Annotated in this window: 28 protein-coding genes; 14 read left to right on the forward strand and 14 right to left on the reverse strand. The window is 72.3% G+C overall.

What is annotated here, in order from left to right; all coding sequences use genetic code 11:
* Positions 1–368 precede the first annotated feature (368 nt).
* From HNQ09_RS03100 to HNQ09_RS03110, 3 genes are all read left to right on the forward strand, one after another.
* Positions 369–620 (forward strand): cold-shock protein, encoded by a 252-nt coding sequence (locus HNQ09_RS03100; protein ID WP_184025374.1) that lies wholly within the window; start codon positions 369–371, stop codon positions 618–620.
* Positions 621–750: 130 nt separating this feature from the next.
* On the forward strand, positions 751–1941 hold the full coding sequence (locus tag HNQ09_RS03105; protein ID WP_184025376.1) for a YjgN family protein: 1191 nt from the start codon (positions 751–753) through the stop codon (positions 1939–1941).
* Entirely contained in the window at positions 1941–3056 is a 1116-nt protein-coding gene (locus tag HNQ09_RS03110; protein ID WP_184025378.1) for a M48 family metallopeptidase, read from the forward strand. Before HNQ09_RS03105 ends, HNQ09_RS03110 begins: the two co-directional genes overlap by 1 nt.
* A gap of 30 nt (positions 3057–3086) precedes the next feature.
* On the opposite strand, the gene HNQ09_RS03115 is transcribed toward HNQ09_RS03110, so the two are convergent.
* The 5 genes from HNQ09_RS03115 to aroA are packed head-to-tail and all read right to left on the reverse strand — an operon-like array spanning position 3087 to position 7820.
* On the reverse strand, positions 3087–3413 hold the full coding sequence (locus HNQ09_RS03115) for a hypothetical protein (protein ID WP_184025381.1): 327 nt from the start codon (positions 3411–3413) through the stop codon (positions 3087–3089).
* The gene (locus tag HNQ09_RS03120; RefSeq protein WP_184025383.1) at positions 3413–4594 is read right to left on the reverse strand and encodes an aminotransferase class I/II-fold pyridoxal phosphate-dependent enzyme; all 1182 of its coding nucleotides are present in this window, start codon (positions 4592–4594) and stop codon (positions 3413–3415) included. Before HNQ09_RS03120 ends, HNQ09_RS03115 begins: the two co-directional genes overlap by 1 nt.
* The gene (locus tag HNQ09_RS03125; RefSeq protein WP_184025385.1) at positions 4591–5397 is read right to left on the reverse strand and encodes a nitroreductase family protein; all 807 of its coding nucleotides are present in this window, start codon (positions 5395–5397) and stop codon (positions 4591–4593) included. Before HNQ09_RS03125 ends, HNQ09_RS03120 begins: the two co-directional genes overlap by 4 nt.
* Before the next feature lie 19 nt (positions 5398–5416).
* Positions 5417–6454 carry a hypothetical protein gene (locus HNQ09_RS03130; RefSeq protein ID WP_184025387.1) on the reverse strand — a complete coding sequence of 346 codons (1038 nt, stop codon included), beginning with the start codon at positions 6452–6454 and terminating at the stop codon, positions 5417–5419.
* A gap of 40 nt (positions 6455–6494) precedes the next feature.
* Positions 6495–7820: a 3-phosphoshikimate 1-carboxyvinyltransferase gene (aroA, locus tag HNQ09_RS03135; protein WP_184025390.1), complete on the reverse strand. Its 1326-nt coding sequence runs from the start codon at positions 7818–7820 to the stop codon at positions 6495–6497.
* 542 nt (positions 7821–8362) lie between these two features.
* On the opposite strand from aroA, the gene HNQ09_RS03140 reads away from it, so the two are divergent.
* The 4 genes from HNQ09_RS03140 (at position 8363) to HNQ09_RS03150 (ending at position 10253) form a co-directional block, all read left to right on the forward strand.
* On the forward strand, positions 8363–9163 hold the full coding sequence (locus tag HNQ09_RS03140; RefSeq protein ID WP_184025393.1) for a serine aminopeptidase domain-containing protein: 801 nt from the start codon (positions 8363–8365) through the stop codon (positions 9161–9163).
* 47 nt (positions 9164–9210) lie between these two features.
* Entirely contained in the window at positions 9211–9549 is a 339-nt protein-coding gene (locus HNQ09_RS03145) for a hypothetical protein (protein ID WP_184025396.1), read from the forward strand.
* Between the two features lie 32 nt (positions 9550–9581).
* Positions 9582–9704, forward strand: a complete 123-nt coding sequence (locus HNQ09_RS19085; protein ID WP_281378260.1) for a hypothetical protein — start codon at positions 9582–9584, stop codon at positions 9702–9704.
* Between the two features lie 210 nt (positions 9705–9914).
* The gene (locus HNQ09_RS03150; RefSeq protein ID WP_246363108.1) at positions 9915–10253 is read left to right on the forward strand and encodes a hypothetical protein; all 339 of its coding nucleotides are present in this window, start codon (positions 9915–9917) and stop codon (positions 10251–10253) included.
* Positions 10254–10362: 109 nt separating this feature from the next.
* On the opposite strand, the gene HNQ09_RS03155 is transcribed toward HNQ09_RS03150, so the two are convergent.
* Complete coding sequence (locus HNQ09_RS03155) at positions 10363–10623, reverse strand: hypothetical protein (protein ID WP_184025398.1); 261 nt, start codon at positions 10621–10623, stop codon at positions 10363–10365.
* A gap of 74 nt (positions 10624–10697) precedes the next feature.
* On the reverse strand, positions 10698–10976 hold the full coding sequence (locus HNQ09_RS03160; RefSeq protein WP_184025410.1) for a hypothetical protein: 279 nt from the start codon (positions 10974–10976) through the stop codon (positions 10698–10700).
* 135 nt (positions 10977–11111) lie between these two features.
* Between HNQ09_RS03160 and HNQ09_RS03165 the strand changes: the two genes are divergently transcribed.
* Positions 11112–12332: a saccharopine dehydrogenase family protein gene (locus HNQ09_RS03165; RefSeq protein WP_184025413.1), complete on the forward strand. Its 1221-nt coding sequence runs from the start codon at positions 11112–11114 to the stop codon at positions 12330–12332.
* 54 nt (positions 12333–12386) lie between these two features.
* Here HNQ09_RS03165 and HNQ09_RS19230 read toward each other — a convergent pair whose 3' ends face one another.
* The 3 genes from HNQ09_RS19230 to HNQ09_RS03180 all read right to left on the reverse strand — a co-directional run bounded on the left by HNQ09_RS19230 (position 12387) and on the right by HNQ09_RS03180 (position 15228).
* The gene (locus HNQ09_RS19230) at positions 12387–13112 is read right to left on the reverse strand and encodes a MerR family transcriptional regulator (protein ID WP_184025416.1); all 726 of its coding nucleotides are present in this window, start codon (positions 13110–13112) and stop codon (positions 12387–12389) included.
* A 63-nt stretch (positions 13113–13175) separates the two neighbouring features.
* On the reverse strand, positions 13176–14021 hold the full coding sequence (locus tag HNQ09_RS03175) for a hypothetical protein (protein WP_184025418.1): 846 nt from the start codon (positions 14019–14021) through the stop codon (positions 13176–13178).
* A gap of 184 nt (positions 14022–14205) precedes the next feature.
* Positions 14206–15228, reverse strand: coding sequence for a TRAM domain-containing protein (locus HNQ09_RS03180; protein WP_184025421.1), 1023 nt, complete (start codon positions 15226–15228; stop codon positions 14206–14208).
* Between the two features lie 162 nt (positions 15229–15390).
* On the opposite strand from HNQ09_RS03180, the gene HNQ09_RS03185 reads away from it, so the two are divergent.
* The 5 genes from HNQ09_RS03185 to HNQ09_RS03205 all read left to right on the forward strand — a co-directional run bounded on the left by HNQ09_RS03185 (position 15391) and on the right by HNQ09_RS03205 (position 20324).
* Positions 15391–16197, forward strand: coding sequence for a hypothetical protein (locus HNQ09_RS03185; protein ID WP_184025424.1), 807 nt, complete (start codon positions 15391–15393; stop codon positions 16195–16197).
* Between the two features lie 178 nt (positions 16198–16375).
* Complete coding sequence (locus tag HNQ09_RS03190) at positions 16376–17056, forward strand: PspA/IM30 family protein (protein ID WP_184025426.1); 681 nt, start codon at positions 16376–16378, stop codon at positions 17054–17056.
* A 152-nt stretch (positions 17057–17208) separates the two neighbouring features.
* Positions 17209–17928 carry a hypothetical protein gene (locus HNQ09_RS03195; RefSeq protein WP_246363109.1) on the forward strand — a complete coding sequence of 240 codons (720 nt, stop codon included), beginning with the start codon at positions 17209–17211 and terminating at the stop codon, positions 17926–17928.
* A gap of 79 nt (positions 17929–18007) precedes the next feature.
* The gene (gene dxs, locus HNQ09_RS03200) at positions 18008–19897 is read left to right on the forward strand and encodes a 1-deoxy-D-xylulose-5-phosphate synthase (RefSeq protein ID WP_184025428.1); all 1890 of its coding nucleotides are present in this window, start codon (positions 18008–18010) and stop codon (positions 19895–19897) included.
* A 145-nt stretch (positions 19898–20042) separates the two neighbouring features.
* Positions 20043–20324, forward strand: a complete 282-nt coding sequence (locus HNQ09_RS03205) for a hypothetical protein (RefSeq protein WP_184025430.1) — start codon at positions 20043–20045, stop codon at positions 20322–20324.
* 3 nt (positions 20325–20327) lie between these two features.
* Here HNQ09_RS03205 and tilS read toward each other — a convergent pair whose 3' ends face one another.
* Positions 20328–21983, reverse strand: coding sequence for a tRNA lysidine(34) synthetase TilS (tilS, locus tag HNQ09_RS03210; RefSeq protein WP_343057588.1), 1656 nt, complete (start codon positions 21981–21983; stop codon positions 20328–20330).
* Between the two features lie 119 nt (positions 21984–22102).
* Here tilS and HNQ09_RS03215 point away from each other — a divergent pair, with 119 nt between their 5' ends.
* A complete protein-coding gene (locus tag HNQ09_RS03215) occupies positions 22103–22579 on the forward strand; it encodes a peroxiredoxin (protein WP_184025434.1) in 477 nt (158 codons plus the stop codon).
* A gap of 134 nt (positions 22580–22713) precedes the next feature.
* Here the strand turns inward: HNQ09_RS03215 and HNQ09_RS03220 are convergent, their stop codons facing one another.
* From HNQ09_RS03220 to HNQ09_RS03230, 3 genes are all read right to left on the reverse strand, one after another.
* The gene (locus HNQ09_RS03220) at positions 22714–23142 is read right to left on the reverse strand and encodes a hypothetical protein (protein WP_343057589.1); all 429 of its coding nucleotides are present in this window, start codon (positions 23140–23142) and stop codon (positions 22714–22716) included.
* Between the two features lie 14 nt (positions 23143–23156).
* Positions 23157–23660: a Panacea domain-containing protein gene (locus tag HNQ09_RS03225; protein WP_184025436.1), complete on the reverse strand. Its 504-nt coding sequence runs from the start codon at positions 23658–23660 to the stop codon at positions 23157–23159.
* A gap of 118 nt (positions 23661–23778) precedes the next feature.
* Complete coding sequence (locus tag HNQ09_RS03230; protein WP_184025438.1) at positions 23779–26373, reverse strand: ExeM/NucH family extracellular endonuclease; 2595 nt, start codon at positions 26371–26373, stop codon at positions 23779–23781.
* Positions 26374–26518: the final 145 nt, after the last annotated feature.

Consider the following 26518-nt stretch of genomic DNA (forward strand, 5'->3'; position numbering starts at 1 on the left):
AGCCGGGCGCGGGAGCCAGGCACGGGGGGGTCAGGTACGGGGGGGCCGGGCACCCGGGCGTCCCGGCACAGGTGAACCCGCAGCCGGGCGCGGCGCGGCCAGCTCCACGCCCGCCTGCGGGCGGCGCAGGCGGGCCTGGCTCCGGGCCTGCGCGGCGGGGCGGTCGGCGCCGGGCCACGCAGGCCGTCGGGCGGCGGGATCATGGGCGGAGTATACGGGGCAGGGGGCTTCACACTTGCCCACACCTGCTTTGTCTGCCCGGACCGGCGTGCGATACTGCCGGAGTCTCCCCTATCACCCCACGTCAGGCGCCGGTCCAGAGGACCCCGCGCCCGGGTGTGTGCGCTGCGGAGATGCGGAGGAGTGTTATGGCTCAGGGTCGTGTGAAGTGGTTCAACGTCGAAAAGGGGTACGGGTTCATCGAGCATCCGGGCAATCCCGACGTGTTCGTGCATTACAGCGCCATCCAGAGCGGCGGCTTCCGCAAGCTCAACGAGGGTGACGAGGTCGAGTTCGAGGTCGAGGCCGGGCAGGGGGGCAAGGGTCCCCAGGCCCGCAACGTGGTCGTGACCAACGCCGCGCCTGCCCCGGTGGGTGACCGCAGCGGCAGCCGCTGGTAGGCGCCCCCCGCTGGGGGAACCGGGAGGGCAGGCCGCGTGCCTACCCTCTTTTTTGCGGTGTCGTGCGCTCAGGCGGCCCGGGCAGGCAGATGCACGCCGCCGGGAGGCCCGCCCGCCGTAGCATGGGCGCATGACCGACGCGCCGCCTCCCGCTCCGCTGGGCCGACACGACCGACCTTCCGGGGAGGCGGGCGCGGCGGCCCCGGGCGGAGACGGCGGGGCGCCGCAGCAGCCCGCCTCTCCGGTGACCGCCGCCACGGTCACCACCCACCCGCTCTCGTTTACCGGGCAGGCGGGCGAGTATTTCCGCATCTGGATCGTGAACACGGCGCTGACGGTGGTGACGCTGGGGCTGTACCTGCCGTGGGCGCGGGTGCGGCAGCGGCGCTACTTTTACGGCCACACCTGGCTGGACGGGCAGAATTTCGACTACACCGCCCGCCCGGCCGCGCTGCTGCGGGCCTACCTGCTGGTGGGGGCTTTTTTTCTGGCCTACAGCCTGGCGCTGAACCTGCAATTCAGCGGCTGGGAGTACGTCGCGGGCGTGATCGCGGCGGCCTACCTGCTGCTTTACCCCTGGCTGGTGATGAAGTCGCTGCGCTTTCTGGCGGCCAGCACCACCCACCGGGGGCTGGCCTTCCGGCACCACGGACGGCCCGGCGGCAGCTACCTCGCCTACGGGGTGGGCAACGTCGCGGCGGCGCTCTCGGCGGGGCTGGCGCTGCCCTGGGGCTGGTTCATGCAGCGGCGCTATCAGGTGGAGCACGCGGCCTACGGCACCGCCCGCGCGACTTTCCGGGGCGACGTGGGCGACTTTTACCTGATCGGGCTGACCGGGCTGGCTGTCGGCGTCGGGGGCGGGCTGCTGCTGGGCGCTCCGCTGGTCGCGGCGCTGGCGGTGGCGCTGGGAGGGGCAGACTTGCCATTACCCGACCTGGGCAGCTCGGGGCTGACGCTCGCGCTGGTCGCCGGGGCCTACCTGCTGGTGCTGGGGCTGTACGCGGTCGCCTGGCAGTACGTGCGCGCGGCGACCCTGCGGCTGGTCCTGAACCACGTCGAGGTGGGCGGGGTGGTCCGCACCGGGGCCACCTTCCGGCCGTGGACGCTGGTGTGGATCGGCGTGTCCAACGCCGTGGTGCAGGCGCTGACGCTGGGGCTGGCGACCCCCTGGGCGGCGGTGCGCCGGGCGCGCTACGTGACGCAGGGCATCCAGGTGCGCGCGCTGGTGCCGCTCGGCTCCTTTTGCGCCGACGTGGCGCCCGGCGAAAACGCGCTGGGCGAGGCGGCCACCGAACTGCTCGACATCAACCTGGGCTTCTGATGACGGGTCCAGTCTCCCCCTCCCCCATCCGCCTGACCGGCACCGCCTTCGACGGCCGCAGCAGCCGCCGCCACGACGCCACGCTGGAGGTCAGCGGCAGCTGCGTCACCCTGCGGCTGGACGGCGAGGGCGGCGCCGAGACGGAGACGCACTGGACGCTGGAGCAGGTCGGGATCGAGCCACCGATTCCGGGGGTGCCGCGCGTGCTGCGCTTTCCCGGCGGCGCCCGCTTCGAGACGCGTGACGACGCGGCAGTAACGGCCCTGGAGGCGCGGGACGGCCGCAACCGCGCCCTGGGCGGCGTGCGGCGGCTGGAAGCCCGCTGGTGGACCGCGTTGGGGGCGCTGGGCGTCACGCTGGCGCTGGTGGCCGCCTTCGTGGTCTTCGGGATTCCGGCGCTGGCCCGGGGGGCGGCGGCGGCCACGCCGCGCGCGGTGCTGGCGACCTTCGACCGCGAGACGCGCGAGTTTCTGGAGCAGGGCGGTTACCTCGCGCCCACCCGGCTGAGCCAGGCGCGGCAGGCCGAACTCCGGGCCGCGTTCCGGCAGGTCACCCGGGAGGCGGGCGGGCAGGGCTACACCTACCGCCTGCTGCTGCGCGACGGCGAGCCGCAAGGCGCTCCCCTTCAGCTTGGGGCCAACGCCTTTGCGCTGCCGGGCGGCACGGTCGTGATGACCGACCAGCTCGTCGCCCTGGCGCGCAGTGACCGCGAACTCGTCGGCGTGCTCGCGCACGAGGTCGGGCACGTGACCGGGCGGCACGGTCTGGCCGGGGTCTACCAGGGCCTGGGCCTGACCCTGCTCACGGTGGCCGTGACGGGCGACCTGATCAGCGCGGGCACCTTCGCCGCCGCCGTGCCCGCCACCCTGCTCCGCAACGGCTACTCCCGCGCCGCCGAGACCGCCGCCGACGAGGTCGCGGGCGCCTACCTGATGCGCGCCTACGGCACGACCCGGCCGCTGCGCGCCGTCCTCGCCCGGCTGGAGACCGGAGACCGGGACGCCCGCGAGAACAGCGTCGAGGAGAGCAGCGCCGCCGAGAAGCTGCTCCAGACCCACCCCGGCACCGCCGACCGCATCGAGCATCTGCGCGAGATCGAGGCGCGGGGCCGCTGAGCCGCAGGTGGGCGAACTGCCCAGTCCAGGTTAGGAACCCAGGGTCAGGGACACGGGCTTAACCTCGAACAGATCGGAAGCTTGGGTAAAAACGCAGGTGAAGGGCGCGCGGTTCAAACCTCCCGGAGCCTGCGTCAGCCGCAGCACGCCCCGCAGCGTCCACGTTCCCTGCCTGAACGTGGCGGGGCGCGTGTAGACGATCCGCGCGATGCTGGCCCGCCGGACCGCGAGATTCGCCAGCGCGGCGCAGGCTCCCCGCGCCTCTCGCGGGGTCCAGGCGGCCAAGTCCCTGGAAGACGCTTTCGCTCCCGTTGAAAGCAACGTCCCCAGCAGAACGCAGCGCACGATGCGTCTCATCACTCCCCCCCGACCTCCAGCGCCCCTTCCAGGTCGCCCAGCAGGTCTCCGATGTCCTCGATACCGACCGAGAGGCGCAGCAGATTCGGCGTGATGCCCAGGCGGCGGCGTTCGGCTTCCGGCAGGGCGCGGTGGGAGGTGCCCCAGGGCCACGAGAGGGTGGTCACCACGTCCGCGAGGCTGGGCGCGAGCGGAATGCGGCCCGCCAGCGCACGCACGAAGGCGGGAGCGTCCTCGATGTCGGCGCTCAGCATCCCGCCGAAACCCTGCGGATACAGCTCCATCGCCCGGTGAAACTGCGGGTGGTCCGAGAGGCCGGGGTGGTACACGGCCCGCACGCGCGGATGGTTGGCCAGCACGTCGGCCACCGCCTGCGCGTTGCCGGAATGCGCGCGCATCCGCAGGCCCAGGGTTTTCAGGCCCTGCATGGTCATCCAGGCGTCAAAGGCGCCCATGGTGCCGCCCAGCCGGGTCAGGCGCGTGCGGGCGCTGCTGATCAGGTCAGCCTGCCCGCACACCACGCCGCCAAACGCCGCCGAGTGCCCGCTGAGGTACTTGCTGACCGAGTGCGTGACCAGATCGGCCCCGTGCAGCGCAGGGCGAAAGACCGCCGGGCTGGCGAAGGTGTTGTCCACGCTCAGCAGCGCCCCGCGCGCGTGGGCGAGGGCGGCCAGCCGGGGCACGTCCGGCACCGTCATCAGCGGATTGGTGAGACTCTCGACGTGCAGCACGCGCGTTTCAGGCCGGAAGGCGGCCTCGACCTCGCCGGGATCGCAGGCGTCCACGAAGGTCGTCGTGATGCCCAGGCGCGGCAGCTCCTCGGCCAGCAGGGCGTAGGTCACCCCATACACCCGGGCGTCCGCGACGACGTGGTCCCCGCTCTGGAGTGTGCCCAGCAGCGCGGCGCTGATCGCGGCCATGCCGCTGGCGGCGACCAGGGCGGCGTCGGTGCCTTCCAGACCCGCCAGGGCGCGTTCCAGGGTCGCGGCATTCGGGGTGCCGTTGCGGTAGTAGAAGCTGCCGCTTTCCTCACCGCTCATGGTGCGCTCCAGCGCGTCCAGGTCGGGAAAGGCGTAGACGGTGGACTGGTAGAGCGGCTCGACCAGCGGCACGTTGCCCTCGGGGCGGGCCTCCTCTCCCGCGCGGGCGGCCAGGGTGGTCAGGTCGTAGTCGCGCTTCACTGGCCCAGCTCCTCTCCCGCCCACAGCCCCTGGCGCTTCAGGGCCGCGACCAGCCCCGGCTCGCGGGCCTCCATGCCGCCGCCCTGGCCGAAGTACATCCTGAGCAGCCGCGCCCAGTCGCCGGGTTTGCCCGCGCGGGCGGCGATGGGATTCATCACCTCGGTGGCGTGGCGCAGGTCCTCGTCGCTGGGGTCGCGGTACCGGTCCTGGTGGACGATCAGCGGACGCGGCACACGCGGGCGCAGCGGGGGCTGCTCGGCGGGAATCCCGACCGTCAGCGCCGCGAAAGGCAGGACCCCGGCGGGCAGCTCCAGCAGGTCGAGCAGGCCGCCGAGGCCGTTGAGCACCCCACCGATCCAGCAGCCCTGGTACCCCAGCATCTCGGCGGCGGTCAGCAGGTTCTGCCCGGCCATCACCGCGTCCCCGATGCCGAAATGCACCGCGATGGCGGGCCAGTGCCCCGGCGCGTGCCCGGCCACCTCCAGCACCCGGCCCACCCGCCGCACGTCCAGGCACACCACAAAGGCCTCGGAGGCGCTGGCGACGTGCGCGTTGGTGGTCAGCTCGGCCACGCGGGCGCGCACCCCGGGGTCCGAGAGCCGGATCAGCGAGTACAGCTGCGCGGTCGCGTCGGTCGGTGCGCGCTGCGCCGCGTGCAGCATGGCGTCCAGGTGCTCCTCCGGCAGCGGCAGCGGCGTGCCGTCCTCCCGCGTGCGGTAGTGGCGGACCGTGCGGTGCGCGTCGTAAAAGGCCCGCACCTCCTCGGGCGTGCGGGCAGGGCGGACGGGAACTTCGGCGGTCATGCCCGGCAGGATACGCCGCTCAGGTCGCGGCTTCCGGGGGCAGCGGCGGCGGCACGACGAGCGCGCTGAGCGCCACCCCGCCCAGGCCCGCCATCACGGCCACGCCCAGCCACAGCTCCAGGCTGAGGTTGCTGAGGCCCAGCCCCGTGAGGCCGCCCAGATACGGTCCCCACACGACCAGCGGCAGCAAGAAGGCAAAAGCCCGCAGCGCCCAGGGCCGCGCCGGGGACGGATTCAGCAGCAGCAAGAGGGCGTCGGCCACGAGACCCGAGGCGAGCAGCAACGCGGGCACCCGCCACTCGCCGGGCACCAGCATCAGGGTCATCAGCCCGGTGTTCAGGCCGTACATCAGCGTGACGGCCCCGAAGGGCAGGCGAAAACGCCGCAAGAGCAGCAACACGGGCGCGGCCAGGATCAGCGCCGTGAGCAGGATGCTGCCCAGCTCGCCGCGCGTCTGCACGTAGCCCAGGCCCTGGGGCGCGGCCAGCAGTCCCCACAGGTACATGTGCATAAAGGACACCAGGCTCAGCAGCGAGGTCATGGCGAACACGGCGGGCCAGGCGACCCCCGCCGGGGCGGCGCGGGGGGTGGGCGTGCGCCAGGCGCTCACCAGCGGGGCCGAGGCCAGGCAGGCCGCCCCCGCGAACAGCAGCAGGTGCGTGGGCGAGAGCAGCGCCTCGATGCCGACCTCGATCCCGAAGACGGTATGCCAGGTCAGGTCCCCCAGCCCGCCCAGCGCGAACACCGGAATGCCCAGCGCGGCCAGCGCGTAGCCTTCTGGCAAGGCCGCCGGGCCGCGCTGCCCGCTGCGCCACCCCGTCCAGGCGAGCCAGACCACCCAGGCGGCCGCAGCCAGAAAGCCCGAGTAGAACAGCGCGTGCCAGGGCGTGAAGAAGGTCTCCAGGCTCTCGCCGTAGCGGTTGTGCGCCCAGCCGTCCACGAAAATCCCCGCCGTGAGCCACCAGGTCAGCCCGGTCGTGACGAGGTTTTGCAGCGGCGTCGCGCGGCGGGCTGCGGGCGGGGCGGGCCGCGAGCCGGACGGCAGGGTGGTCGTCATGCGGCCAGTGTACCCAGCCCCGCAGCGCCCCTTGCCGCCCTCAGCGCGCGTCCGTCGCCGGGTACTCGAAGCGGGCGCCCAGCGCCTCCAGATGCCGGAAAAAGTCCGGGTAACTCTTGCGGATGTGGTGCGCGCCGGTGATGCGCAGGGGCGCCCCCGCCCGCAGCCCCAGCAGGGTCAGCAGCATGATCATGCGGTGGTCGCCGTGCCCATCGGCGGTGACACCCCCGGGGATCTGACCTGTCCCCGTCACGCTGAGGCTGTCCGCCGTCTCGCCCGCGCTCAGGCCCAGCCGCTCCAGCTCGCGCCGGGTGTCGCTGATGCGGTCACATTCCTTGAGGCGCAGGGTCGCCACGTTCTCCCAGGTCGTCGTGCCGCTCGCGCAGGCGGCAGCGGCGGTCAGCGCCTGCACCGCGTCGGTGAAGCCGTCGCCGTCGCGGGTCACGGCGCGCAGGGGCTGGCCGCCGCGCACCGTCACCCGGTCCCCGTCGCGCACGAGGTCGGCGCCCATCTCGCGCAGCACGTCCAGCGCCTCTCGCTCGCCTTGGAGGTCGTGCTCGCGCAGGTTCGTGACCGTGACCTCGCCGGGCCGCAGGGCGGCGGCCACCAGGATCGCCGCGCTGCCCGGGTAGTCGCCAGGCACCAGCACCCGCCCGGCCCGGTACGTCTGCCCGCCGGGAATGCTTACCCGGCGGAGGTCCGCGCTGGCGCTCGCCGTGACCCCGAAGGCCGCCAGCGTGTCCAGCGTCTGCCGCAGCGGCGCGCGGCTCTTGATCTCTCCGGTCAGCCGCAGGTCGAGGCCCTCGGGCAGCAGGGGCGCGAGAAACATCAGCGCGGAAGCGTACTGGCTCGACCGCTGCGCCGACACCTCCACCCGCCCGCCGCGCACCGGGCCGCTGACCGTGACCGGCAGGCGCCCGCCCTCGCTGCCCACCCGCGCGCCCAGGCGCTCCAGAGCGCCGAGCAGGTCCCCCTGGGGCCGCCGTCCCAGCGACTCGGCGTGGTCGGTGACCAGGGTCGTGCCCTGGGTCAGCGCCGCCACGCCCATCAGAAACCGGGCGACCGCGCCCGCGTTGCCGGGATCGAGGGTCACGCCCGCGCGGGGCCGGGCGCCAAAGCCGCGCACGACCACGTCCTCTCCGACCCGTTCGGCGCCCGCGCCCCAGGCCCGCAGGCAGCCGAGCAGGGCCTGGGCGTCCTCGCTGGTCGCCGCGCCCACCACCCGCGTCTCGCCCTCGGCCAGCGCGGCGGCGAGCAGATACCGGGTCGTGTAGTTCTTGCTGGGCTGCGCCCGCAGTTCGCCGCGCAGCTCGGGGGCGGGGTGGACGATCACGTCGAAGCGCTCGGGCAGGCCGCCTGGGGTCATGCGGGCAGGCTAGCGCCGGGGCGCCGGGGGGCAGGCCGGGGGGTCAAGACAGGCCGCGCCCCCGGGCCACCTGCGCGTTGTACGCCACCCCGACCCGCCACAACGGCAGTAGGAAGCGGGGCGAAATGCCGGGGGTCTTCCAGGCTTCGGCCGCGCAGGGTCTCGACCGGAAAAGTGGGCTGACAGACGTGCCCGGTGCCGTGTGCAGCCCGCCGCTGCATGGGGGGACGCCAGCACCGCCCGCCTCTGGCCCTGGGGGGTCAGGGTAAAGACGGCCCAACCCCCTTCCCACCCGGCGCGCAGCCCCGTCAGGCGCCTGATCCCTTCCCCGAACCCGGCGTCGCAGGTTCCGGGTAGCGCCCCCGGCGTCATGGGCCAGGGCGCCGCCGTGGGATCAAGGGTGGCCCCGCGCGGCCCATACTGAAGGCTCGGAGGCCAGCCCAGAGCGGGCCGGGGAGGGCAGCGGGATGAGCGCGGGTGGGCGCGGTGGTGGCGGACGGGGATGGAGGCCGGCCGGGGCGCTGGGTCTCCTGCTGGGCCTCGTGCTGGGCGGGCTGGCGCTGCTGGCCGGGCTGGCGCGGTGGCCGGTCACGGGCGCGGCCCCGTTTCCCCGCGAGGTGACGTTCCGCGCGGCGGACGGGGTGGCCGTGTACGGGGACCTGTGGGCGGTGCGCGGGCGCGGGGTGCCCCTGGTGCTGCTGTTTCACCAGACACAGTCGAACCGTGCCGAGTACGCCACCGTCGGCCCCCGGCTGGCGCGGGCGGGGTGCGCGGCCCTGGCCATCGACCAGCGCGTGGGGGGCACGATGTTCGGCCGCGAGAACCGCACGGGCCGCGCCCTCTATCCCGACGTGGCCTACGAGCAGGCGTGGCCCGACCTGGAAGGCGCCCTGCGCTGGGCGCGCCGCCGCGACCCTGGCGGCCCGGTCATCGTGTGGGGCAGCAGCTATTCGGCAAGCCTGGCCCTGCGGCTGGCCGCGCGGCACCCGCGCGAGGTCGCGGCGGTCCTGGCCTTTTCTCCCGGCGAGTATGTCGCGCGTGACCGCTCGCTGACCCTCCGGGCGGCGGCGGGGGTGCACGTGCCGCTCTTGATCGCAGCGATGCGCGGCCACGAGGAGGCGCAGGCCCGCCGCCTGCTGGCCGCCTCTCCCAGCGAACGCCGGAGGCTGTACGTGTCGGGCACGCCGCTCGTCCACGGCGCGCTGATGCTGCGGTCAGACGTGAACACGCCGCAGGGGGCGCGGGCGGCCTGGGCAGCGGTGGCCGCCTTTCTCTCGCCGTACTGTCCCGGCCTGAGCAGGGGCGGGTCTGCGCCGACCGGCAGTGCGGCCCCGCCCCGGTAGGCGGTAGGCCGACCTCCGCGCGGCGGCGCCGGGGCGTATCCTGAAGAATGAACTTGCCAGAGATTGCCTGGGGCGGCGGGTGGCGCGACCTCGTGACCCCCGGGCTGGTCCGCTCGCTGCACCGGCTGGAGGCGCAGGGGGTGGTCTTCGCCTGGGCCGCAGCCGAGGCCGATCTGGAAGGTGCCGGGCACGGCGCCCCGCGCTACGTGTTCAGCGCCCGGCGGGAAGGCGCGCTGCTGGCCTCGCACGACGGCTCGGAGACGCCCCGGCAGGCGATCAGCGAGGTGATCCTGGGCGCCATGAGCGCCTGCGGAGCCTTTGCGGGGCAGCAACCGGGCGCCGCGCCCCAGGGCCGCTCGCGGCTCACGGAAACCGAAACGCGGTGAGCGGCCGCGCCGACCCCGGAGACCACCGGGACATGGACAGCTTGATCTCCGCCTCGGTGCGGCAGGGGGCTTCAGCCTGGTCTTCCAGCGCCCTGACCCGGAACCGCGCCCGCGAGGACGCCCTCGACGTGGGGCTGAGGCAAGCCGAGATCTGATTCAGCGGCCTGGGCAGGGTGGACGCGGCGGCCGCGCCCGACCTGAAAGGCGCCCGCAGGGCCATTGCCGGGGTGATGCAGGGCCGGGGATTCCGGGGGTCCCGCCGCGCCTCCCGGCACCCCGCCATCCTCTCCGCGTGGAATGCTGGGGCCAACGGGGCCGCCCCTCACCCAGGTGCGGGGCCTGGCCCCGTGAAAGTCGAGGTCCCCATGCCCACCTCCCGCACCCTGACCCTGCGCTGGATGCCCGGCACCACCGACCGCGTGCGCTTCGAGCGCGGCGGCCGCACCTTCACGGTCTTGCTCAAGGATGTCCAGCGCGTGGACGCCCACAGCTTCAACAGCCTCTATCTCAAGGGCGTGGTCACGCTGCCCGTCTCACTCAGCCACCTCGCCCACCTGATGGGCACCCTGCGCCAGCACGTCACCCCCAAAGCCGAGGGCACCCCCCAGGACGCCTGGGTGCGCGAGGGGGGCTGCGCCGCCGACGAGCCGCTGGACGAGGAAAGCGCCGACCTGACCGGCGCGGCCCCCACCCGGCCCTCCTGAGCGCGCCCCGGTCCCTCCCCTTACCTTCCAAAGCCCTTCTCCTCCAAAGAACGAGGCCCGGAGCCGCTGCCCCGGGCCTCTCGAAGTCGGCCGCCCGCCGCCCGCGCCCCTACGAGCGGGGCGGAAAGGCCAGGTGGCCCTCGAACTGCCACAGCGAGAACTTGCGGGGCTTTTTCTCGGTCAGGGTGCCCTGCATAAAGCCGTGCTGGGTCAAGACATGCACGTCGCAGCGGCCCTCCCCCGCCTCGCAGGCTGCGCGCATCGCCTGGATGTCGCTGTCGAGCGCCGCAGCCCGCTGGCCGTGGGGTTCCGCGAGAATCGTCAGGCGTTTGTTGGGCGCCACGTGGTACTTGCCTTGCAAGGTCAGCATCTCCGCAGCCTAGCCCAGAACGCGGGCGGCAAAAGTTCAGCGCCGCCCGGGGCCGCAAGGGCCGCGCCGTAGGGTCAGGGGGCCACCTGGAAAACCCGCCCGCCTTCCAGCGTGAGCGTGGCGCGCGCCTGTCCCTCCACCGGACCCACCACACACCCCTGGACGGTGGCGGGCGGCTCGCGCCCCAGCACGGCGGCGCAGGGCCTCTCTGCGGTGAGCGGCCCGGCCTGCGCGGCGGCCCGCACCGCCTCGCGGCCATACTCGCGGGCGGCGCGGCCCTGCCACGAGAGCACGGCCACGAGAACCGCGACCCCCGCCACGAACGCCAGCAAGATCAGCCCGAAAGTCCGCATCCGGCCCGCAGGCTAGCGCAGCAGGAGGCGGGCCGCCCTCCGGAGGAGGAGGCTGGGGGCCGCCCCGCGCGGCTGACACGGGCATCAGCGTGGCTGGCCCGGCGGCTCCACCCCTGCGCGTTACACTGGCTCCCGATGAGCAAGGTCATGATTATCGGTGCGGGCGGCGTGGGCAACGTCGTCGCCAAGAAGTGCGCCCAGAACGACGGCGTGTTCACGGAAGTGCTGCTCGCCAGCCGCACGGTGAGCAAGTGCGACAAGATCGTCGCGGAAATCCACGAGCACTTTCCCCAGAGCCGGACGAAGTTCACCACGGCGGCGGTGGACGCCGACAACGTGCCGGAACTCGCCGCCATGATCCGCGACTTTTCCCCCGAACTCGTGATCAACGTGGCGCTGCCCTACCAGGACCTCACGATCATGGACGCCTGCCTGGAAACCGGCGTGCACTATCTCGACACCGCCAACTACGAGCCGAGGGATGTGGCGAAGTTCGAGTACTCCTGGCAGTGGGCCTACCGCGAGCGCTTCGAGAAAGCGGGCCTGATGGCGCTCCTCGGCTGCGGCTTCGACCCCGGCGCGACCAACGTCTTTACCGCCCACCACGCCAAGCACCACTTCTCCGAGATTCACTACCTCGACATCGTGGACTGCAACAACGGCAACCACGGCAAGGCCTTCGCCACCAACTTCAACCCGGAAATCAACATCCGCGAGATCACGGCGAACGGCCGCTACTGGGAAAACGGCGAGTGGGTGGAAACCGCGCCGCTGGAGATCAGCCAGGACATCTACTACCCCAAGGTGGCGACCCGCAAGAGCTACGTGCTGTACCACGAGGAGCTGGAGTCGCTGGTCCAGAACTTTCCGACCATCAAGCGGGCACGGTTCTGGATGACCTTTGGGGAGGCGTACATCAAGCACCTCAACGTGCTGGAGGGCATCGGCATGACCTCCATCGAACCCATCGACTTCCGGGGGCAGAAGATCGCCCCCATCGAGTTCCTCAAGGCCGTGCTGCCCGCGCCCGAGTCGCTGGCGGAGGGCTACACCGGGCAGACCTGCATCGGCGTGCAGGCCAGGGGGCTGGGCAAGAACGGCGAGCCGGACAAGGTGCACTTTGTCTACAACGTCACCGACCACGCCGAGACGTACCGGGAAGTGCAGGCGCAGGGCATCTCCTACACGACCGGCGTGCCCGCCATGATCGGCGCGATGCTGATGCTTCAGGGCGTCTGGAAGAAGCCCGGCGTCTACAACGTCGAGGAGTTCGACCCCGATCCCTTCATCGCCGCGATGAACGAGTGGGGCCTGCCCGTGGACGAACTGGCCGGGATTGAACTCGTCAAGGACTGAGCAGCGCACATCAAAGCGGCGGCCCCTCTGCATGGGCCGCCGCTTTTACTGACTTCACTTCAGGTTCCCCATCGCCTCCCCGATGTAGTTCCACATCGCCTGCATCTCTGGGGTCATGTGCGCCTGATAGGACTCGTTCAGCGTCCCGCCGATGTCCGGACGGCCCCCGGTGAACTCGGCCACCAACCCCCGCCAGCGCCGGGCGAGGGCGACCACGCGCGGGTCTGCGGGCGGGGTTCCGGCCTCCATCTCGCGCAGCACCTCGGCCATCAGGCGGGGCCACTCGGCCTCGACCTCCCCGATGCGGGCCTCGCCGACGATCTCGCGCCGTTCCTCCAGGAAGCGCATCTGCTCGTCGTCGAACTTGGGCTGCTCGCCCACCTGACGGGCCGTGTCCAGCATCTTCTCCACCTTCTCGTTCATGCGAATCACCTCCAAGAGTTCGGCCCACGTCGCCCCCTGCGGGTCCAGCCGTTTCAGGCGTTCCAGCAGCGTCTGTTCGCGCTCCAGCCGCTCCTCCAGCAGGCGGATGTGGGCGGCGAGGACGGCGGCAGGGTCGTGGGCCGGGTCGTGCAGGGCGGCGCGAATCTGCTCCAGCGAGAGGCCCAGCGTCCGCAGGGTCTGAATCTGGTGCAGGGTCCGCACCTCGCGCCCGGAGTAGAGGCGGTGGTCGCCGTCGGTGCGCTCGTCGGGGCGCAGCAGGCCGATCTGGTCGTAATGGCGCAGGGTCCGCACCGTGACGCCGCTGCGCTGAGCGAGTTCCCCGATTCTGAGTTTCACCGCTCTTCCTCCGTCCCGCACCGTAAGGGCTGACGTAGCGTCCGGTTCAAGCCCCCGGCGGGGTCAGTCCGGGTCGCCGCTGCCCTTGCCGGTGCGGGCTTCCAAAAACCGTTGCTGGGTTTCCCAGGCGCGGCGGGCGCTCTCGCGGGAGGAGGTGTCCGGCCCGGCGATGCGGCGAATCTGCCCCAGGGCGCGTTCCAGTTCGGCGGGGTCGCGCTCGTCTTCCGGCTGCGCCTTCCAGGCCTGGACGGTGCCGGGAAGGTAGTCGCCCAGCCCCTGCCGGGCGTCGAAGGCGCGGCGGGGGTCCCCGCCCTCGCGGGCCTGCACCGCCACGGTCTCGAGGTGGTCCACGGTGGAGAGCACCTCGCCCGCCAGCGCGGACGGCAGGCCCCGGCACAGTTCACGCACGTCGAGCTGGGGAAGCACCTCGGCGCTGGGCTGGGCGGGGAGGGCGGCGGGGGTAGGCTGAGGGACCGTGGGAATGGATGGGGCCGCGGGCAGTCCAGCTTCGTGAATCAGGGCCGCGCCCCGGAAGGCCGCCAGCCCTACGCCCACGAAGGCGAGCGACAGCACCGCCAGCATCAGCCACGGTCCGCCGAACACGCCGCCCACGGCCACCGCCGGAATCAGCAGCGCGAGCACGGCGGCCGCCTCGGGCCGCGCGAAGACCGCCCGCAGGTTCGCCCCCGTGCGGGGGTGGCCGAACAGCAGCGCGAGCGTCAGCGCCACAAGCAGCAAGACCGCCAGGGCTGGCAGCGGTTCGCCCCGCGAGAACACCAGGCTCAGCACGAAAATCGGAATCACCAGCGCGAACAGGCCCAGCTGCGCTTCCTTGCGCCGCCGCCTGCTGCGCCGCGCGGAGGGCGCCAGGGCAGGGGGCGACGGGTCGGGGCCGGGCGCAGGGTCCATGGCTCCAGTATCACCCCCGGCGGGCGGGGAGGGGTCCCCCCCCCGCACACAGGCGAGCGCAACCGCCCCCAGAGCGACGGGAAGGCGCCGCAGTCCCCTCCAGAACGTTGGCGGGGTTACCGGGAACAGCCGCGGACCCTGAAGGGAGGGAGGGCGCGGAAGCGGAAGCCTGCGCCTCCTGGGGTCAGGCCGCGTCGCCCTTGTCCAGCCGCGCGAAGACCATGCGGCCCATGTTGGTCTGCACGTTGTTCACGACCTGCACGCGGGCAGGCTTGCCCCGGAACTTCAGGCCGTCTTCGACCACGACCATCGTGCCGTCTTCGAGGTAACCGACGCCCTGGCCAGGCTGCTGGCCGCTTTTGGTGACCGTGACGGTGAGCAGGTCCCCGGCCTGCACCTGGGCCTTGAGGGCGGCGGCGGCGGCGTGCAGGCTCAGGACGTCCAGGCCGTGCAGCCGGGCCACCCGGCCCAGGTTGCCGTCGTTGGTGAGCAGCTTGCCGCCGGTCTCGCGGGCCAGGCGCACCAGCCGGTCGTCCACCGTCTTCAGGGCGGGGTCGTCCCAGTCCTCGACGCGCAGGGGGCGCACCGCGCGCAGCTCCTCCAGCACGCCCAGGCCGCGCTTGCCGCGCGCGCGTTTCTGGGGGTCGGCGTGGTCGGCCAGCAGCTGCAACTCGCGCAGCACGAAGCCCGGGACGACCAGTTCGCCCTCCAGAAAGCCGCTGCGGGTCAGCTCCACGATGCGGCCGTCGATAATCACGTTGCTGTCCAGAATCTTGCTGCCCGGCTGCCGGCGCACCTGCGGAAAGGCCAGAAACCCCAGCGCGTCGGCGTGGCGCACGGCGAAAGGCACGAAAAAAGCCGCCAGCAGCCCGGTTACCCCGACGCTCCACACCCAGGAGTAAAAAGGCAGGGCGCGCAGCAGCTGCCCCAGCAGCACGCTCAGCAGCAGGGCCACCAGCAGCCCGGCTGTGGCCGCCGCCACCGTGCTGGGCGACAGCCCCGCGTACCAGCGGGTCAGGCGCCCCCATAGCCGGGTCACCAGCCGCTCGGCGCGGGGCGCGAGCAGCAGGGCCGCCAGGGCGCCGGCCAGCATCAGGCTGAGGGTGTTGACGCGCGCCAGCTCGGCGTCCCCCGGGCCAAGCAGCAAACCGGCCGCCCACCCCAGCCCCAGGCCCAGCAACAAGATGAACAGGCGAAACGCGAGCACGCCCCCGAGTCTACCCGACTCTTCCGCCTGAATTCCGGGCACAACGGCGGGGGTGCGCTGTTCCTGCCAGCTGCTCCCTCCCCTCAGCGCCCCATGAGCAAGCTGACGGCTAGATGTGGGTCTCAAAGTGGACGCTCATGTGCGGCAGGTAGCATTCCAGCCATGCGTCAAGTTTCGAAGGTGGTTCGCGTGGCGGGCCTGCTGTTGACAGGAGGGCTGTCGAGCGCGAGCGCCCAGGCCACCACCCCCACGGCCCCGGCCGCTCCCCGCCCGGCAGCGGCGCCCGGCACAGCCGTTTCGGCAGCGACCGCCCGGGCGGTCAGCAGCGTCGCTGTGGAGATCAGCGGCACCGTGAGGGGCCAGATCGTCTCGTGCCCGAAGACCCTCAAGGTCAGCGCGGCGGCCGTGTGCCTGTACGTTCAGAACACGCCCTCCAGCCTGCGGCCGCTGGTGCGCGGCAAGCTCGGCACGCGGGCGCTGGCCGACTGGAAGACCTCCGGTCAGGCCAGTTCGCTGCTGGTGTCGGGCGCGGCGAACGGGCCGGTCGCGGCATTCGTGCTGATGGCGCCCCTCTCCGAGCGCGAGACGCTGCTGGTCGTGGACGTGGCGCAGGCCCCCGCCGCCTCCGGCGCGGCCCGTCCGGCCACCCCCGCAGGTGTGGTGCGCGGTCAGCCCTACGTGCTGGGGCGCGACCTCGTCGGGGTGGTCAACGTGACCTCGCTGGGGGGCGGGCGCTTTCGCCTCAGCCGCACCGGGGGCGAGACCCTCACCGTGACCGCCGGGCAAAAGGGCGCGCAGCTGGGCAGCGGCACGGTGGAACTCCCGCTCGTTCCGGCCACCGACGGCACCAACCTGATTTTCCCGCTGGCGGGCCTGCGCTCGCTGGGCTGCACCTTCACGCCCGCCGGGTCGAACGTGACGGTCGCCTGCGGGTCGGCCAGCGTGGGCCTCAAGCCCATCGTGTTCTGACGCCCCGCCCTTCGGTCAGGAAGGGCTGTGGGAAAGTGCCTGTGGAGCGCACTTTCCCGCAGCCCTTGTCTGCCCTCTCACCCCGGCGGCGAGCGGCTTTAGTTCGCCTTGAGACTCGGGGCCGGGGGAACCGCCGCGCGGGCGCGTGCGTAATCATGACGGCAAGGAGGCCACACCCATGAGCATTCTCGACCGTCTTTCCCGACTGCTGCGCGCCAACGTCAACGACCTGATCAGCAAGGCCGAAGACCCCGCCAAGATCATCGACCAGGCCCTGCGCGACATGCGTGCCGCTTACACCGAGGCCCGCACCGAGGTGGCCGACGCAATGAGCCAGAGCGCCAAGCTCACCCGCGAGGCGGGCACCAACCGCAAGCTCGCCGAGGAGTACGAGAAAAAGGCCGAGGAGGCCCTGCGCGGCGGCAGCGAGGAGCTGGCCCGCGAGGCCTTGAGGCGCGCCCAGAACCACAAGGACCTCGCCAAGGGCTTTGAGGAGCAAGTCGGCGTGCAGGGCAGCACGGTCGACCAGCTCAAGACCCAGCTGCGCGCCCTGGAAGCCAAGATCGACGAACTCGAATCGCGCAAGTCCCTGCTCGCCGCCCGGCAAAAGACCGCCGAGGCGAGCGCCACCCTGGGCCGCGTCAGCGGGTTCGATCAGGCGGGCAGCGCGATAGACGCCTTCGAGGAGATGGAGCGCAAGGTCGCTGGCATGGAAGACCGCAACCAGGCCATGACCGAGCTGAGCCGCGAAAACGACCTCGACGCCCAGCTGCGCGACCTGGGCCGCGACCGCGACCTCGACGAGGCCTTTGCCGCGCTCAAAAACCGGGTGCAGGGCGACGGCTCCAAGCCGGGCTGATCCAGCCTCGTCCCCCCCCCCAGCCGGGGCGCCCTTGCGGCGCCCTTTTTCTTTCTTTTTCTTTGCCGGGCCGCTCTCCCAGGCGGGCGCGTCAGGCGGACTTCATGTTTGCTGACAGAATGGGACCGATGCTGCGCCTTACCCTGAAGTTCATGCCCCGCCGCCCTTCCTCCCCACGGCCCCGGCGTTTCTCGCCGCTGGGCCTGGGTGCGGCGCCGCTGCTCGCACTGCCGCTGCTGGCTGCCTGCGCCCCCGCCGCGACCCAGACCGCTTCCCCGGCGGCCCCGGTGCAGGCCAGCACGCCGGTCAGCCGGGTGTCTTTCTACCCGCTGGAAACCGGGTTGAGCTGGAGCTATCTGCCTGAAGGCGAGGCGGCTACGGGGCTGCCCTACACGCTGCGGGCGCTGGGACCGACCGTGTTTGCGGGCGAGAGCGTGCTGGCCTTTGCGCTCACCGGGCGCGGCGCCGACCAGACCTGGTACCGCCGGGTAAGCGCGGACGGCGTGCAGCTGCTGGGCTTTCGCAAGCCGGGCGTGACCGTGCGTCTCGACCCGCCCTGGCGCGAGGCCCCGGCGGAGGGGGCGTGGCGCGTCGGGCTGGGCTGGGAGGGGACCAGCCGGGTCACGCTGACGGGCGACGACGGCCGGGCGCAGGCGCAGGGCACGCTGCGGTACCGCTACGACGTGCAAGACCGCCGCCAGGTCACGACGCCCGCCGGGGCCTTCGACGTGTGGGTGGTCACCCGCCAGATCAGCGACGACGTGGGCGGCCTGTTTCCTCAAGCTCAGCAGCTGTGGTTCACGCCCTTCGTCGGCGAGGTCCGCACGCCCGAAGGCCTGCTGCTCACCGGACGCAACTTTGGGGGGAGGTAAAGGTGCGCGCCCTGCTTTACCGTGGGGGCATGCCCTCCCTTTGCCTGCCCCGCCCGCCCCGACTCCTGGGAGGTCAGCCATGAGCGAGCCGACAAGCCTCACCCCGCCCACGCCGCTGCTGGACCGCGTGAACAGCCCGGAAGACCTCAAGAAACTGCCCCGCGAGCAACTGCCGCAGCTGGCCGCCGAGTTGCGCGACGAGATCGTGCGCGTCTGCTCGGTGGGCGGCCTGCACCTCGCGAGCAGCCTGGGCGCGACCGACCTGATCGTGGCGCTGCACTACGTCCTGCACAGCCCGCGTGACCGCATCCTCTTTGACGTGGGCCACCAGGCCTACGCCCATAAGATCCTGACCGGGCGCCGCGCCCAGATGCCGACCGTGAAAAAGGAGGGCGGCCTGTCCGGCTTTACCAAGGTCAGCGAGTCCGAACACGACGCGATCACGGTGGGACACGCCAGCACCAGCCTCGCCAACGCGCTGGGCATGGCGCTGGCCAGAGACGCGCTGGGGCAGGACCATCAGGTCGCCGCCGTGATCGGGGACGGCTCGCTGACGGGCGGCATGGCCCTGGCGGCCCTGAACACCATCGGGGACCGGGGCAGCCGGATGCTGATCGTCCTGAACGACAACGAGATGAGCATCTCGGAAAACGTCGGGGCCATCAACAAGTTCATGCGCGGCCTCCAGGTCCAGAAGTGGTTTCAGGAGGGCGAGGGCGCCGGGAAAAAGGCGGTGCAGGCCGTCAGCAAGCCGCTGGCCGACCTGATGAGCCGGGCCAAGAGCAGCACCCGGCACTTTTTCGACCCCGCCAGCGTGAACCCCTTTGCGGCGATGGGGGTGCGCTACGTCGGCCCGGTGGACGGCCACAACGTGCAGGAACTGGTGTGGCTGATGGAGCGTCTGATCGACCTCGACGGCCCGACCATCCTGCACGTGGTCACCAAGAAGGGCAAGGGCCTGAGCTACGCCGAGGCCGACCCCATCTACTGGCACGGGCCGGGCAAGTTCGACCCGGCGACCGGCGACTTCAAGGCCAGCGACGCCTACTCGTGGAGCGCGGCCTTCGGGGACGCGGTGACCGAACTGGCCAAGGCTGACCCGCGCACCTTCGTGATCACCCCCGCCATGCGCGAGGGCAGCGGGCTGGTGCGCTACAGCCAGGTCCACCCCCACCGCTACCTCGACGTGGGCATCGCCGAGGACGTGGCGGTGACGACCGCCGCCGGGATGGCGCTGCAAGGGCTGAGGCCCGTCGTGGCGATCTACTCGACCTTCCTGCAACGCGCCTACGACCAGGTGCTGCACGACGTGGCGATCGAGAACCTGAACGTCACCTTCGCCATCGACCGGGGCGGCATCGTGGGCGCCGACGGGGCGACGCACAACGGGGTCTTCGATCTGAGCTACCTGCGCTCGATTCCGAATGTGGGCGTCGGCCTGCCGAGGGACGCCGCCGAACTGCGCGGAATGCTGAAGGCCGCTCAGGAGCAGCCCGGCCCCTTCGCCATCCGCTACCCGCGCGGCAACACTGCCCGCGTGCCCGAGGGCACCTGGCCGACACTGGTGTGGGGCAGCTGGGAGCGGCTGCGGGAGGGCGGCGACGTGGTGATCCTGGCGGGCGGCAAGGCGCTGGAGTACGCGCTGAAGGCTGCCGAGGGGCTGCCCGTCGGCGTGGTCAACGCCCGCTTCGTCAAGCCGCTCGACGAGGCGATGCTGCGCGAGATCGCCGCCGACGCCCGCGCCCTCGTCACGGTGGAGGACAACACGGTCGTGGGGGGCTTCGGCAGCGCGGTGCTGGAGGCGCTGAGCCGGATGGGCCTGAACGTGCCCGTGCGGGTGCTGGGCATTCCCGACGAGTTTCAGGACCACGCGACGGTCGAAAGCGTCCACGCCCGCGCCGGAATCGACGCCCCGGCGATCCGCACCGTGCTCGCCGAACTTGGGGTGGACGTGCCGCTGGAAGTGTAGGCGCCTGTGGCCTACGGAGGAGGGAGGCTGGAGCAGAGGCTCTGGCCTCCCCACCTTTTCCACCTGCCCTATTGACCTGCGGCTGATGGAAAAAGGGCAGACTGGGAGAGCGCCCCCGACCTTCCATCCGCTCACAGGAGGCTCCATGCGATTTCCCCTCTTCACGAAAGTGCTGCTGGCGGCCGTGCTGTTCGTCATCCTCGGTGTGTTCTGGAGCTGGGCGGCGGCCGCCGGGCTGTGCGTCGCCGCCTGGCTGCTCCTGCTGGGTTCGGGCGGATCAGCGGAGGGCGCGCGGAGAAGGGGCGCGGGCCGCCGAACTGGCTCCCATGCCTCGGGCGGCGAGGCGGGCGCGTTCATGGCTTACGGCGGAGGCGGGTGCGACTCCGGCGATGGCGGAGGTGGAGGCGGGGGCTGCGACGGCGGCTGACGCTCAGGGCTGCGGCTTCCCCGCTCCTGCCCCGCGCCGCAGCGCCTGAAAGCTCCTTCGCAACAGCCCCGCCGCCTCGCCCGCGCGCAGGCCGCCCGTGACCACCGGGGCATGCCCCCAGTGGTGCCCCAGCAGGTCGGTCACGCCGCCGAGCGCTCCGGCTTTGGGGTTGCGGGCGCCGTAGACGATCCGGCCCACCCGCGCCTCCAGCGCCGCGCCCAGGCACATCGGGCAGGGTTCCAGGGTGACGACCAGGGTGCAGCGGTCCAGGTAGGGCGTCCCCAAGGTGCGGGCCGCCTCCCGCAGCGCCGCGAGTTCGGCGTGGCGGGTCAGGTCGCCGTCCTCGCGGCTGGTGTTGCGGCCCCGGCCCACCACCTCGCCCCCCGGTCCCAGGACGACCGCGCCCACCGGCACCTCACCGGCCCCGGCGGCCTCGTGGGCCAGGGCCAGCGCCTCGCCCATCGCCCCGTGGGGGGCGCCGTGCAGGGCGTCCGGCGGCGCGCCCACCTCCTCGCGGGCGCCCGCGCCCCAGACGGGGGGGCGGAGGCCCGCCCAGCGCACATCGCTCCCCTGGACGAGCAGCAAGACCCGGTCGCGGTCGCCGCGCGGCACCTTCGCGTCGGTGAGCACGTCGCTGAGCCGCCGGGTACCGCCGGGCAGCCGCACCCGGTCGCCGGGCTGGCGGGTGCGGCGGGTCCAGCCCTCCGGCACCGCGAAGTCGGGCGCGGGCCAGACCTGCGGCGCCGTATGCAGCCGCCCGCCCGTCACGGTCACGTCACGTCCTCCCGGCAGGCACAGGTGGGCGGTCTCCCCTGCCCCCAGCGCGGCGGCGAGGCGTTCGACCTGCTCGGCGTGGTAGGGCAGTCCCGCCTGCGCCAGCGTGCGGGTGACATGGCGGCGCAGCACGGCGGGCGGTTGCCCGGGGAGCGGCGTGTGGGGCTGCAAGCGGTCGGCCAGCACCCGGAGCGCCGCATCGTCCTCGCGCGACAGGCGGGCGACGCGGGCCAGGGCGGCCTCGGTGGCCGGAAAGCGGGCGCGGAGGCGGGGCAGCACTTCCCAGCGCAGCCAGGCGCGGGTCTGGGCGGGGTCGGCGTTGGTGGGGTCCTCGCGCCAGCCTTGACCCAGGGCGTGCAAGAAGGCCTCCACGTCGGCGCGCGGCACGTCCAGCCAGGGCCGCCGCACCCGGCCCCACGCGGGAGCGATGCCGTGCAGGGTCGCCTCGCCGCGCAGCAGCTCCATCAGCACCGTTTCGGCCTGGTCGCGGCGGGTGTGGGCGGTCAGGACGGCCCCCGCGCCGTGGCGGGCCGCCACCCGGCCCAGGAAGTCGTACCGCACCCGCCGCGCGGCATCCTCCAGATTCCCGCCGCGCCGCACCGCGACCGCCGCCACGTCCACCCGCACCGTCTCGAAAGGCACGCCCAGCCGCTCCGCCAGCTCAAGCACCCAGGCCGCGTCCCCCGCCGACCCAGGCCGCAGCGCGTGGTCGAGGTGGGCCACGACCGGCCGCGCCCCGACCCCCAGCAGCGCCCGCAGCAGCGCCACGCTGTCGGCCCCGCCCGAGACACCCACGGCGACCACCTGGCCCGCGTAAGAGGCCAGCGGCCGCCGCAAGCGGGGGGGGAAGAGGTCGGGGGGCAGGCCAGACACCGGGGCGGACACGGGCGCCATTGTAGACGGCGCCCAGCGGCCACCCGGAGCGGCGCAGGTGGAGGCCGCCCCCGGCAGTGCGGGAACGCCCCCCGGTCTCCCCCGCAGGGCGGCCCGGTACAATGCGCCCCATGCCCCTGCACGTCGGCCAGCCCGCTCCCGAGTTCGAGACCCGCAGCGACGACGGCCGCCCGCTGAGTCTGGCGGAGTTGCGGGGCCGCTGGGTGGTGCTGTACTTCTACCCGCGCGCCGGGACGCCGGGCTGCTCGGTCGAGGCGCGCGGCTTCGAGACCGCCCTGCCCGAGTTCGAGCGGCTGAATGCGGCCGTGATCGGCGTGAGCACCGACACCGAGGCCCGGCAGGCGAACTTCCGCGACCGCTGCGGCCTGAGCTTTCCCTTGATCCCCGACGGCGACCGCCGCCTCAGCCGCGTCTACGGGGTGATGGGCGGCCTGGGCGGGCTGCTGGGCACCGCCGCCCGCGAGACCTTTCTGATCGCCCCCGACGGAACGCTGGCCCAGCACTGGCGCCGGGTCAATCCGGTCACCCACCCGGCGGATGTGCTGCGCGAACTGCGGCAACTGGGCGCGGGCGTGGTCTCCGCCTGACCGCCGGGACCCCTGCCGTTGCGGGTCTGCGCCCCCGCCTCCGTCCCTCCGCTTTCGTGTCCACGGCTATCTTGCGGCGACCCGCATCCCCCCAGGACAAGGGGAAGGGCCTTCAACCTGTCTGGCCATCGCGATCAGCGCTCGCCGAAGCGGGTCTCGGTCCGGGCCTCGGGCCGCGTTTCAGGAACGGGCGGATACAGCCAGCGCAGAAACACCAGAAAGAGGCCGATCACGGTCGCCGTGCTGGTGGTCAGAAAGGCGATCACCACGCCGTCGCCCAGCCGGAAGGGGCGGCCCCCCAGGGTGCCCCAGCCCACCGCCAGCGTCAGGATCACGTCCGCGATCAGCCAGCCGGTCGCCAGGGCGAAGACCGCGAAGCCCGCCCACCCGCGCCAGCGCTGCTGCGCCCGCACCTCGCGCAGCAGCAGCGCCTGACGCTGGCGCAGGTAGTCCTCGTCGGCGCGCTGGCGGCGCTCGGCTTCCACCCCGCCTTCCACCCGGGTCTGGATCAGGTTCAGCGGCGTCGTGGGGGGCGGGTCGGAACCACGCTCGGGACCGGTCACTCGGGAGGGCCGTCCTAGGCGCTGCGGGCCAGCGCGGTGTAATACTCGCGGGTGACCTCGTTGGGAATCAGGTCGCTGGACGGCCCGGCGCCGGAATGGCCGAACACCTGGGTCCAGGGGCTGCCCTCCAGGTGGGTCAGGCGCGAGAGTTCGTCGCCGTTCATCTGCCCGTAGGTCGTCCAGACGCTGCGGATGACCTCCTGCGCCGCCGGGTCCGCGCCGAGGTCAGGTTCGCCCGGTGAGACGGGCAGCGGCTCGGCGATGGGCGTGCGTCCCCGGCCTCCCCAGTGGTCCCACAGCCGCCGCACGACCGGCCCGCGCCGCCAGGCATGCACCGTGTTGTAGATCAAGGGGCGGCCCAGCAGGGCCAGCGTCCAGCCGTGCGCGATATACACCAGCTTGTGCACCTGAAGCTGCGTCAGCGTGCGGCCCTCGGCACGGGCCAGGTCCAGCAGGGCGTTGGCCACCACCTCGGCGGCGTAGCCCGTGCGGGTCGGATCGTCGATAGAGAGGATCATGGCGGGGCGCACTCCTTTCTGATGACAGCGTAACATGCGCGGGCCTGCCGCACCGGTTCCAGACACAGCGAAAAGGGACGCGTCACCACGGCGCGTCCCAGAGCGAAAGTCGAGAGCTTCAGCGAGGGCAGACGGCAGCCGGGGCCGCGCTGTTGCGGGGCGCAGGGGCCGCAGCGGCGAAGTCTGCCGCGTTCTGGTTGGTGTCGGTGCAGCCCTGTCCGGCACGCAGAATGGCGGTGGTATTGCTGGGGGCGGGCGCCGCTGCGCTGCCTTCGTAGGCGCTGGCCGTAGCACCGAAGCCCACGAAGTCGAGCAGGTCCGCGTCGTCGGTGCCGGTCACCGCCTCCGCATTCCCGGCCAGGGCCACCTTGCCAGCGGTGCCGCTCAGGGCCAGCGTGCCCGTGGCGTCGGGGGTCGGCAGGGCTGCCGTGCCACCCGTTCCCTTGGCGAGCTGCACCAGGAAGTATTTGCCGGGTTGAACGGTCGCCTCCGGCAGCGCGAAGACGCTGGAGGCCCCGAAGGCGCCTGCCGCGCTGGTGTACTGAAGGCTCAGGCCCGCCGTCGTCAGCGGGGCCGTTCCCGCGTTGAACAGCTCCACGAAATCGTGGGTGAGGGTCGCGCCGGAGTTGCCACCACCCCCATAAACCTGACTGATGACCAGTCGGCCCGCGCCAACCACCGGCGCCGCCTGTACCGTGACCGTCCGGGTGGCCGCCCTCGTCTCGCTGCCGCGTTTGGCAGTCACGGTGACCGTGAAGGTGCCCGCCGCCGCGTAGGTGTGGGTCGCGCTGCTGGCCCCGGCGGCGAGCGTGTCGCTGCTGCCGTCGCCCCAATTGATCGTGACGCTCTCGGGCGTGCCCGCCGTGGTCACGCTCAGGGTGTAGGGCTGCCCGGCGGTCACCGTGGCCTCCCCCTGCGCCGTGACGCTCAGCGGAATTGTGGGGGTGGCGTCTGGCGTCAGCCGCAGGCCCACCAGGACCGGATCGTGGTCGCTGGAGCGGTACGGCGTGGGCGCGTAGAGGTCGGGGCTGGTGCAGCTGCTTCCGGCGGGGGTGCCGCTCTTGCAGTCGGGGGTCGCCTTGAACTCGGTGTTGTAGTCCAGAATCACCGGCTCGTCGGCGTTGATGTGCCACTCGGTGATGCCGGTGACCTGCCCCCCAAGGCCTGCGGAGGCCAGTGCGTGGTCGAGGTAGCCGAACTGGCCGTCGAACTGGTAGGAGTAGCGGTCTTCCGCCGGAATGCGCTTGTTGAGGCTCTCGAAGCCGCCCGCCTCCAGCGCCTTGATGGGGTCTTCCTCACCGTAGGCGTTCAGGTCGCCCATCAGCAGCACGTCGGGGTCGATGGCCTTCAGCTTGTCAGCAAACGCCAGCACGGCGCGCGACTGCTGGGCGCGCAGCAGGTTCCAGCAGCCCTGGCCCTGGTCCACGTCCCCCGTGGTCGGGCAGCTTCCCTTGCTCTTGAAGTGGTTGGCGACCACCGTGAACACGCCGCCCCCGGTCTTTTGCTGAAAGGTCTGCGCGACGGGCGGGCGCGAGTACACCTCGGCGGGGTCGATCTGCGCCGCGCCGATGGGCGTCACGCTGCCCACGCGGTAGATGATCGCCACGCGAATCGCGTCGGTGCCCACCTTGCCGGTCTTGACCGAGGCGAATTCGGTAGTCCCCGCTGCCGCGTTGAGGGCCGCGACGAGGTTGTCGAGCGCGACCTCGCCGTTGTTCTCGACTTCCATCAGGGTGATCACGTCGGCGTTCAGGCCACGCAGCTCCGCGACGATCTTGGCCTTCTGGCGCTCGAACTCGGCGGGGGTGGTGGCGCCCCGGCCCGCGTTGCCCAGCGTGGTGAAGTAGTTCAGGACGTTGGCGCCCGCGACCTTGAGGGTCCCGCCGACTTCCTTGGGGGCCGCCGGGCGGGGGTTGGTGTTCTGGAAGACCGGCGCCTGGGTGGGTTGCAGCTTGTAGTTGCCGTTGGCGAAGTGCATCACGCCGACCAGCCCCGTCACGGTGTCGCCCGCACGCCGGGTGGCGGTCGCCGGGTCGGCCGAGGTGAGGTAGGGGATGGTCGCCGGGTTCTGCCTGCTGCTGAGGTCGTCGAGACGCAGGGTGCGGAGGCGGTTCTGCTCCAGGCTGCCGCCCTGGCCGTTGGTGGGGTTGAAGAGCCGCCCGCCGCTCGACAGGCCCAGCTCACCGAAGCGGCCCAGCGTGAAGGTGTCGGTCACGGTCATGGGGGTGACGACCGTGACCCGCATGCCCTCGACCGCTTCCAGGGTGTCGGGCTTGGCGAGCGGGAACCCCAGGCGCGTGGTGGCGGGCAGCGTGGTCTCGCCGCAGGAGGTCAGGGTGGTGACCGTGTCGAGCTGGGTCAGGCCGCCGAACTCCTTCACGGTGCCGCTGACCTGCACGACCTCTCCGGCCTTCACGGTGCGGGGCGTCTTGTCGGTGTAGACGAACAGGCCCTCGCTGGTGCTCGCGTCCCGGTCGGGGGCGACATCCTGAAGGTAAAAGCCGCTCAGGCCCGCCTGGGCGTCCAGCGTGACCACGCCGCGCACGGTCACGGTCTGTCCGGCGAGCGGGCTGGCGGCGCCGCTGCCCTGCACGGCAGAGATGGCGGTGACCGGCGCGTCCGCCGGGCAGGCATAGGTCGGGGCGGGCGCCTTGGGCGTGCCGCAGGAGGCGAGAAGGGCAGTCAGGCCGAGCAAGAGGACATTCCGGTGCATGGGGACTCCTGAGAGAAACTGGACGTGGGGATGAGAACTGTTAAAGACGGGCGGCCACAGCTTAGCGAGCTTGCCCCCCCGCCGTCATGAAAGGGTCACGGGTGCCTCCAGCAGTCAAGGCGGACGGGACCCCTCCTTTGCAGAG

Source organism: Deinococcus budaensis, assembly GCF_014201885.1.
GTDB lineage: Bacteria > Deinococcota > Deinococci > Deinococcales > Deinococcaceae > Deinococcus > Deinococcus budaensis.

What these genes read in the sequence shown, in the direction of transcription:
- HNQ09_RS03195 (WP_246363109.1), top strand. Translation starts at nt 17,209, where the DNA reads ATGCCCCGCCGCCCTTCCTCCCCACGGCCCCGGCGTTTCTCGCCGCTG.
- HNQ09_RS19085 (WP_281378260.1), top strand. Translation starts at nt 9,582, where the DNA reads ATGGACAGCTTGATCTCCGCCTCGGTGCGGCAGGGGGCTTCAGCCTGG.
- HNQ09_RS03190 (WP_184025426.1), top strand. Translation starts at nt 16,376, where the DNA reads ATGAGCATTCTCGACCGTCTTTCCCGACTGCTGCGCGCCAACGTCAAC.
- HNQ09_RS03215 (WP_184025434.1), top strand. Translation starts at nt 22,103, where the DNA reads ATGCCCCTGCACGTCGGCCAGCCCGCTCCCGAGTTCGAGACCCGCAGC.
- HNQ09_RS03130 (WP_184025387.1), bottom strand. Translation starts at nt 6,454, where the DNA reads ATGACGACCACCCTGCCGTCCGGCTCGCGGCCCGCCCCGCCCGCAGCC.
- aroA (WP_184025390.1), bottom strand. Translation starts at nt 7,820, where the DNA reads ATGACCCCAGGCGGCCTGCCCGAGCGCTTCGACGTGATCGTCCACCCC.
- HNQ09_RS03175 (WP_184025418.1), bottom strand. Translation starts at nt 14,021, where the DNA reads ATGGACCCTGCGCCCGGCCCCGACCCGTCGCCCCCTGCCCTGGCGCCC.
- HNQ09_RS03205 (WP_184025430.1), top strand. Translation starts at nt 20,043, where the DNA reads ATGCGATTTCCCCTCTTCACGAAAGTGCTGCTGGCGGCCGTGCTGTTC.
- HNQ09_RS03110 (WP_184025378.1), top strand. Translation starts at nt 1,941, where the DNA reads ATGACGGGTCCAGTCTCCCCCTCCCCCATCCGCCTGACCGGCACCGCC.
- HNQ09_RS03225 (WP_184025436.1), bottom strand. Translation starts at nt 23,660, where the DNA reads ATGATCCTCTCTATCGACGATCCGACCCGCACGGGCTACGCCGCCGAG.
- HNQ09_RS03105 (WP_184025376.1), top strand. Translation starts at nt 751, where the DNA reads ATGACCGACGCGCCGCCTCCCGCTCCGCTGGGCCGACACGACCGACCT.
- dxs (WP_184025428.1), top strand. Translation starts at nt 18,008, where the DNA reads ATGAGCGAGCCGACAAGCCTCACCCCGCCCACGCCGCTGCTGGACCGC.
- HNQ09_RS03150 (WP_246363108.1), top strand. Translation starts at nt 9,915, where the DNA reads ATGCCCACCTCCCGCACCCTGACCCTGCGCTGGATGCCCGGCACCACC.
- HNQ09_RS03115 (WP_184025381.1), bottom strand. Translation starts at nt 3,413, where the DNA reads ATGAGACGCATCGTGCGCTGCGTTCTGCTGGGGACGTTGCTTTCAACG.
- HNQ09_RS03145 (WP_184025396.1), top strand. Translation starts at nt 9,211, where the DNA reads ATGAACTTGCCAGAGATTGCCTGGGGCGGCGGGTGGCGCGACCTCGTG.
- HNQ09_RS03230 (WP_184025438.1), bottom strand. Translation starts at nt 26,373, where the DNA reads ATGCACCGGAATGTCCTCTTGCTCGGCCTGACTGCCCTTCTCGCCTCC.
- HNQ09_RS03100 (WP_184025374.1), top strand. Translation starts at nt 369, where the DNA reads ATGGCTCAGGGTCGTGTGAAGTGGTTCAACGTCGAAAAGGGGTACGGG.
- HNQ09_RS03125 (WP_184025385.1), bottom strand. Translation starts at nt 5,397, where the DNA reads ATGACCGCCGAAGTTCCCGTCCGCCCTGCCCGCACGCCCGAGGAGGTG.
- HNQ09_RS03160 (WP_184025410.1), bottom strand. Translation starts at nt 10,976, where the DNA reads ATGCGGACTTTCGGGCTGATCTTGCTGGCGTTCGTGGCGGGGGTCGCG.
- HNQ09_RS03155 (WP_184025398.1), bottom strand. Translation starts at nt 10,623, where the DNA reads ATGCTGACCTTGCAAGGCAAGTACCACGTGGCGCCCAACAAACGCCTG.
- HNQ09_RS03165 (WP_184025413.1), top strand. Translation starts at nt 11,112, where the DNA reads ATGAGCAAGGTCATGATTATCGGTGCGGGCGGCGTGGGCAACGTCGTC.
- HNQ09_RS03185 (WP_184025424.1), top strand. Translation starts at nt 15,391, where the DNA reads ATGCGTCAAGTTTCGAAGGTGGTTCGCGTGGCGGGCCTGCTGTTGACA.